The organism is Bartonella sp. CL435QHHD, assembly GCF_042195095.1.
Lineage (GTDB): Bacteria > Pseudomonadota > Alphaproteobacteria > Rhizobiales > Rhizobiaceae > Bartonella.
The window spans coordinates 1-6,519 of sequence record NZ_JBHINS010000046.1; the positions used below are offsets into that span (position 1 = coordinate 1).

At 38.3% G+C, this 6,519-nt stretch carries 5 protein-coding genes, 1 pseudogene and 1 other annotated feature; all 6 genes and pseudogenes read right to left on the reverse strand.

Going from position 1 to position 6,519, the window contains the following annotated elements; genetic code table 11:
• Positions 1–900, reverse strand: a 900-nt coding sequence (locus ACFILH_RS02140; RefSeq protein ID WP_375667287.1) for an abortive infection family protein, incomplete at its 3' end; no start/stop codon positions are given.
• Positions 901–2,309: 1,409 nt separating this feature from the next.
• The gene (locus ACFILH_RS02145) at positions 2,310–3,674 is read right to left on the reverse strand and encodes an MFS transporter (RefSeq protein WP_375667288.1); all 1,365 of its coding nucleotides are present in this window, start codon (positions 3,672–3,674) and stop codon (positions 2,310–2,312) included.
• A 57-nt stretch (positions 3,675–3,731) separates the two neighbouring features.
• Positions 3,732–4,988 carry a cytochrome P450, cyclodipeptide synthase-associated gene (locus ACFILH_RS02150; protein WP_375626832.1) on the reverse strand — a complete coding sequence of 419 codons (1,257 nt, stop codon included), beginning with the start codon at positions 4,986–4,988 and terminating at the stop codon, positions 3,732–3,734.
• Complete coding sequence (locus ACFILH_RS02155) at positions 4,985–5,302, reverse strand: tRNA-dependent cyclodipeptide synthase (RefSeq protein WP_375667289.1); 318 nt, start codon at positions 5,300–5,302, stop codon at positions 4,985–4,987. Before ACFILH_RS02155 ends, ACFILH_RS02150 begins: the two co-directional genes overlap by 4 nt.
• A 13-nt stretch (positions 5,303–5,315) precedes the next feature.
• Positions 5,316–5,762 (reverse strand): tRNA-dependent cyclodipeptide synthase, encoded by a 447-nt coding sequence (locus ACFILH_RS02160; protein WP_375667291.1) that lies wholly within the window; start codon positions 5,760–5,762, stop codon positions 5,316–5,318.
• A gap of 85 nt (positions 5,763–5,847) precedes the next feature.
• Positions 5,848–6,136: a sequence feature (23S ribosomal RNA rRNA prediction is too short), on the forward strand.
• A 94-nt stretch (positions 6,137–6,230) separates the two neighbouring features.
• Positions 6,231–6,519 (reverse strand): annotated as a pseudogene (locus tag ACFILH_RS02165) (MFS transporter); the annotation flags it as partial.

Consider the following 6,519-nt stretch of genomic DNA (forward strand, 5'->3'; position numbering starts at 1 on the left):
TGAGAGAGAATGGGCGGCATTAAAAGTTAAACGCGCATGGCGAGGCTTGAGATTGATTAGTTCAAAATCCTTTTTTGAGCGGCCGTGCGCTGCACCTTTCTTGTTTCTTAACTTTATAGTACCGCGCACAATTTGATACAGACCGGATGCGATCATTTTTAAGTCATTTTCATCTAGATCTTGATTTTTTAAGTTTTCTTGCTTCATATCTTCGGGATGGATCTTAGCTTTCTTAACGACTTCTTCCCATAAAGCGGGCAGATTATTACGGGCGTTTTCTGCATATGGGATAGAATGGTGGTCGAGATAAGCTTTGCAAGAGGCTTCCAACAGATTTGCTGCAAATAGAACTGCCTCCCTTGGATCTTTTTCTATATTTTCTAATGCTCTATTTATTTCGATTTCTACTGCTGAAAGTTCTTTCTCTGCAATAAGTTTTTTTAGCTCTTCCATCGAGAGGAGACCAGCTTTTTGCAATTCTTGTGTGAAGGTCACCTCATTCTTGATAATATATCCTCCACGCTGATATTCCAAGTCATATTCCTTTAACTTTTCTAAAACTGTACGTTTATCTTTTTGTAACTGTAAAATTTTTTCATATAATGATGGATTTAATCTGCTTGGGTCTGGGTCATAATATTCTTTTTCTAAAAAATCCCCAAGCAAGTTACCAAGGACTTCAAGCGGTTCATTGCATTTTACATTGATTGCACGTAGCCACGCTTTAACTTTTTGGATTTTTGTACCTTCTGGAATTTCAGGAGGAGCAAATGATGCAATAAACAAGTCATCTAACTCGTTATGCGTATAATGGTGCGCAAACATTGGAGGGAGTAGTCCAATGATTGCAGAAGGGATTTTGTTTTTCTGAGATATTGTTTGCGGAGACGATAATTGCATTTTATGGCTTTATAATATCAAAAAGTAGTATGTTGAGTGGTTTTTAGAGTATGATTTTATTGCCTGACCTTGCTTAGAAAGTCGCGCAACAATTTTGTGGCTTATATAAGATTTGTGAAAGAGAAATGCCATATTGTGTTTTAATTTTTTTCTCCTTTCATTGTTATAACAGTGAAGCAGTGAAGGGGGTGAATAATGCGTGATAATTGGAAAAATATAGAATGAGAACAGAAGTATAATTTTGTATTATCGTAACTGCAATAGCATTCTTTATTGGCAGATTGTTTATTAGAGAGAAGGAAGCAGGCAATGCGCATAATCCCTGAACGGAAGGTCTTGTGACAAGAATTTCAATAATGGCATGTTACTAAATGTTGTGTGTGTTCTTTGCTTGTCAGAAAAAGTAGATGGGGCTCTTTATTTGCATAACCGGTATAGAGTAATGAGTAATGCGGGAGGCTAGTTTAAAATCTCGTTTATTCCGTTAAAGCTTACGGTTTTCTATAAAAAGACTGTTTTCATTATATCCGCTGTGAAGCTCGCATACTTGGTAGATGGAAATATACGCGTTTATCGTGTCTGTAAGGGAGCTTGAAGCAATGAAGTTATGTGTAAAAGAGTTCTGAAAAGCTTCTTTTGTCCGTAAATTTTATAAGGAAAATCTTAAGGCAGGAAAATGTTAGAGAAATCTAAGAGTACGCTGTGAAAATCAAGAAACAGTCTTTTTAGAGATGGTTTGCTGTCTGTCATCATGCATCATGATTTTCAATGTTTTTAAAATTTCCCTCTCAATGAGAGAGGGCTTTTTTATTAAAGTGGGGGAGATTTCTTATAACAGTTAACAATGAAATGGAGAGAAGATGCTGCTTTACCAGCTGTTTTTGTCTCTTCAGTTTCATTTGGACCTATTGCTGTTATGAAAGCATAGTGATTCAATGACTTTGAAAAGGGGCGAATAACATTATCAAGTTTGTAATACAGTGCGATTTTTCACATCGCGGTGCGTTATAGAAGATGATTAGCATTTATAGGGGCGTGCGCGGGGGCGGGTTCTATATTCTATGCTGGTTCGGTAGGGCGTCTGTTAGCGCATTTATGAGACTATTCCGCATTGAAATGCGTGCTTAATTTCGTGGATCTTTGCAAAGGTCTGATCAGAAAATCCCATATTTCAAGAGGTTTTTAGAGGGATTTAAAAGCACAGAGGTATCATAAAATTACAAACACCGTACGTTACTGGAGGTGATCAATTTTAGAGCTTAAGGAGCTTATCGGTTTAGTGTCTTTCATAAAAATGATGAAGGCTGTGGTCAAGGTATCAGTGTGTTGGTTTCTCGAAAAGTGGTGAATGCTGTATGATTTTATAAGCTATTGCCAATGTTATGGATAGGGAGTTCAAATAAAGCATATCATAAATCAAAATTCTTCTCTTTACGCGATAAGAAGAGGGCTAGGCAAAACAGTAAAAATGTAGCGATAGAGAATATGAAGAATACGATATATGTTTGGTTTAAGGACAAGTATTCTTCTGTCAGCGAATGGATCAAAAAACCAGCGAATATACCCCCTAAGGCACCACCTATTTGCTGTAATATGCGTGTGATAACGGCTGTATCTTTGACGTATAAACTGTTGACATATTGGATGGGGGCGGAAAGGCAGACAATGGTGGCGATGCCAAGTCCTATGCCTCTTAGCAAGAATCCAAGTCCATCCATGCTTATATTATAGCCGAAGCATAATAACCCAAAGCTTGATATCACTAAACCAATTCCTATCATGAAAAAGGGAGATTTTTCTTTCCATTTTTGGTAAATAAATTTCCTTCCGATCCATGCTCCTACCCCTTGCAGAGCAAGGAGGGCACCGATGATGAGAAGGCTATTTTCATGGGCTTGTTCCATGGCAATGGCTAGTGGGAAATAAACGAGGAAGCTATAAAAAAGAAATGAAGCAACAAGCCCCATGATCATGAGTAATGTATAGCGCGCATTTTGAAATCCGCTAAAGACGATTAATTTGTTTTTTGCTTTCTGATTAGAAACAATGAATAATATGAGAGATATCACCGCTATAAGTGCTAGGATATATAAGTGGTTTTTGTTATTGATGTTTCTGGCTTCTGTGAGGTAAAAAAACGAAAGAAGCGATATGGAAAACGCTAAAAATGCAAATAAGTTAAATTTTGTTTTTGTTGTTTCGTTGTTCTTTAAATGTTTTGCTCCAAGGGTGAGTGCCAATAAAATAAGCGGAATATTAATAAAAAATAACAAACGCCAAGAGACATACTGAGCAAGTGAGGCGCCCACCAGCGGACCAAAGGCAGGGGCGAAAACTGTTGGTACGGCTATGGTGCCCATGGCTTGGCGCACTCGTGTCTGTCCAAATTGTAAGGCAATGATGGTTTGGCTAAGGGGTAGCAAAAGACCGGTCCCAAAACCTTGAACGATACGGGCAGATATAATGGTTGGAAAATCATAGCTTATTCCTACCCCCAGTGATCCAAGCATAAAAATGAAGCTTGCAAGAAACCAAGTGCTTTTGATACCTATTCTTCCTTGCACAAAAGCGGCCATTAGCAGCCCTGGAACGGTGGCGAGAAAATAGGATGTTACAACCCATTGTATATTATTTTCTCCGACTGAAAAATAATGCGCAAGGTTAGGAAGGATGACATTGACAATGCTCCCGTCCAGCAGAGGAAGTATGCTGGAAATAATGACGGTATATATGACATACCTTTCTGTTTTTGTATAGGAATCTCTCTTTTGCATTATTATGCCCCCTGTTGATATTCTTTAAAATATTGTCCCCGCCCCATTCACAGACTTTTAAAAATTAACATGTGTTTGTGATGGCTGTGGTTTTGATATTGGGATAAATGTGATTGGGAGCGCTGATGGTCCCCTTGTGTACAACCCTTCTTCCTCCAAAATGAAGCCATCAGTTAAGCTGATGTCAATGAGTTTATCGAGGAGTCTATTTGCCGTCAACTCAATCTGCATGAGAGCAAAAGCAGAACCTACACAAACGTGCACGCCTGCTCCAAAGGCTAAATGGTTTGCGGTCCTTATGAGACCCGCCCCAGTTTTACTGCCCCGTTTACGTTCTGGTATAAAATGATTGGGGTTCACAAAAATATCAGGATCACGGTTAGCTGCTCCAATCATACAAAAAACAAGAGAGTCGGCTGGTAATGTGACTCCTGCGAACTCTATCGCTTGATTGGTCTGGCGTGGTATAAGCTGAACGGGAGAAGTCAAGCGCAGTGTTTCTGTAATTGCATCGCCAAGAAGTCTCCTGTCATTTTGGATTTTTTCTAATTCATTTGGGTGTGTGAGTAAATGATAAAAAAGATAAGCTAATGTTTTATCAGCAGGTTCTATGGCGGCCAATAACATGTTAAGGACGAGAGCAACTATTTCAGAAGTTGTCATGCTATTAGCATCATTTGTTTTCTGGCATAAAACAGAGATTAAATCTTCTGATGCGTTTTTGTCCCATTCTTCTATAAGTGGTGTTAAATAAGAGATGATATCTTTGCTGCACGATAAGCTGAATTCTTTTTCCTCATCTGATTGGTTTAGGCTGGTGACAAAAGATGCAACTCCCTTATGCCACATGGATATATCCTTGTAGCGATCTATTGGTAGGCCTAAGACCATTAATGTAACAAGCACACTATAGTCTTTACCGAATTCATTTATAATATCTATTTTCCCTTTTGCAAGATGCGGCATGAGAAGCTGGTCTATTATTTCTTCAATAATTTTAGTATAGTGCGTGCGGAACATTTTTCCAGTAAGTTTTGAAAGTATGGCGTGCCGCTTGCTATGGTGCTCATGCCCTTCCATTTGTGCCAATACGCGATCGCCCATTACCGGCTCTGCTCGAACGGCTAAGGGCGCTGTTGTAAAGCGGGTATCCTTCAAAATTGCGCTGACATCTTCATAGTGGCCAAAAAAATAAGCTTTAAGATTTTCATCCCAAAGAACAGAGTTAGAAGAATGTACAGTTTGGTATATATTGTATGGATTTTTTTGGAAATTTTTGTCCATAACGTTGAATTTAATAACGTTGCGCATCATTCATTTTCCCCTGAATCTTCAATCATAAACTGGTTCTTCTCATAAGTTTGCGTACATATCGAAACAATTCCGTGACCTTGTTGTTTATCAACACAGAGAGGTTGTTCACCATTGAGCAACAATTCTCCAACCGGCCATTCACGATGGTAGGCTAAAACTGAGTTTTCTCTATTAAGTAAAGATGGGCTATTTACGTAGAAAGGGATTTCATCAAAAATATATTCAAGAGAAATATTTGTTGTTTCTAAATTCTTTGTTTCTTCAATTGATAATCCCACGCTTTTTGCACGACGTTCAACTGCTTGGATTGACATTTTCGTGCATAATTCACGAAATTTTGAATTTTTTTTTGCACAAATCTATAGCCTTTAATTTCAATTTTTTATAATTTTCATTTTGCTTGTATTGAGAGAAGTCAAGAATGCGAAATGATTTTTCTAAATTATAAGAATCATGAATATTATATAATACGCGTCTTATGCGATTGAGCTCTTTTTTTGTTTTCCTCTCTGCTTTAGCCTTAGGCGCTCCAGAAGCTAATATAAGAAGCATGGCTGATTCTATATCTGGGAGCAATACGTCAATATCTTTGAATTTCTTTGCAGCCCAACATATGAGCTCAGTGATATATTTTTCTGAAAACCTTGTGTTGAACGGACTTATACCGATCATAAGATGTTGCTTCATCGCAATCAAACGAGAGCAGTTTTCCGATTGTCCCCTTATAGAAAACGAAAGACGGTTCTTGATATCTATTTCTTTTTGTAAACTCACACTCAATCCTCCCCCCGCATTCTATTATGGTGATTGTGGGAATATAATTTATTTAAAGAACTGATAACCAATTATCGAATAGTGTCCCATTATGTAACAAATAAAAAGTGTCTTGTAAAGGCAATTACGGATAATTAATCTGTTAAGTTAACGTAAGATACACACGGGTATTTGTACCACTTTAGTCATGAACATGGGAGAGATTCCAAATCCCGATGTATAGGGTTTGACGTTTACCCAGTGCTGGAATGTTAAGAGGAGATGTGCAAGCATTGAATTGAAACCCCAGTAAACGGCGGCTGTAACTATAACGGTTTTAAGGAAGCAAGACTACTTGTCGGGAAAATTCCGATCTGTACGAATGGTGTAACGAGCTTCTCCGTTGTCTCCAACGTAGACTCAGTGAAATTGAACGCACTGTGAAGATGGAAGGTTTTGGCCGGTTAGATAGAAAGATGACATAGTCCGCTAACTATCATTAAGTCCCTTTTTTTGTATGGCACTGTTCAAGATAAAACCTAATATGCCTGCGATCATTGTGGCGATGCCAATGATAAACAGTGTGCTTTGGGTGTGATGCACTTTTACAAAACCGGCTCCTAGAAAGCCAAGGCACACCGCTGTTTGTATGATAAAGATATAGGCGGGCATTTGGTTGTTTCGGTGTTCTTTTTTAATGGCTTTCATCATAAAACTTGCCATTAGAGCATTTTGTACGCCGTTTGCACCCCCAAGGATAAAAAATGACAGCATCATC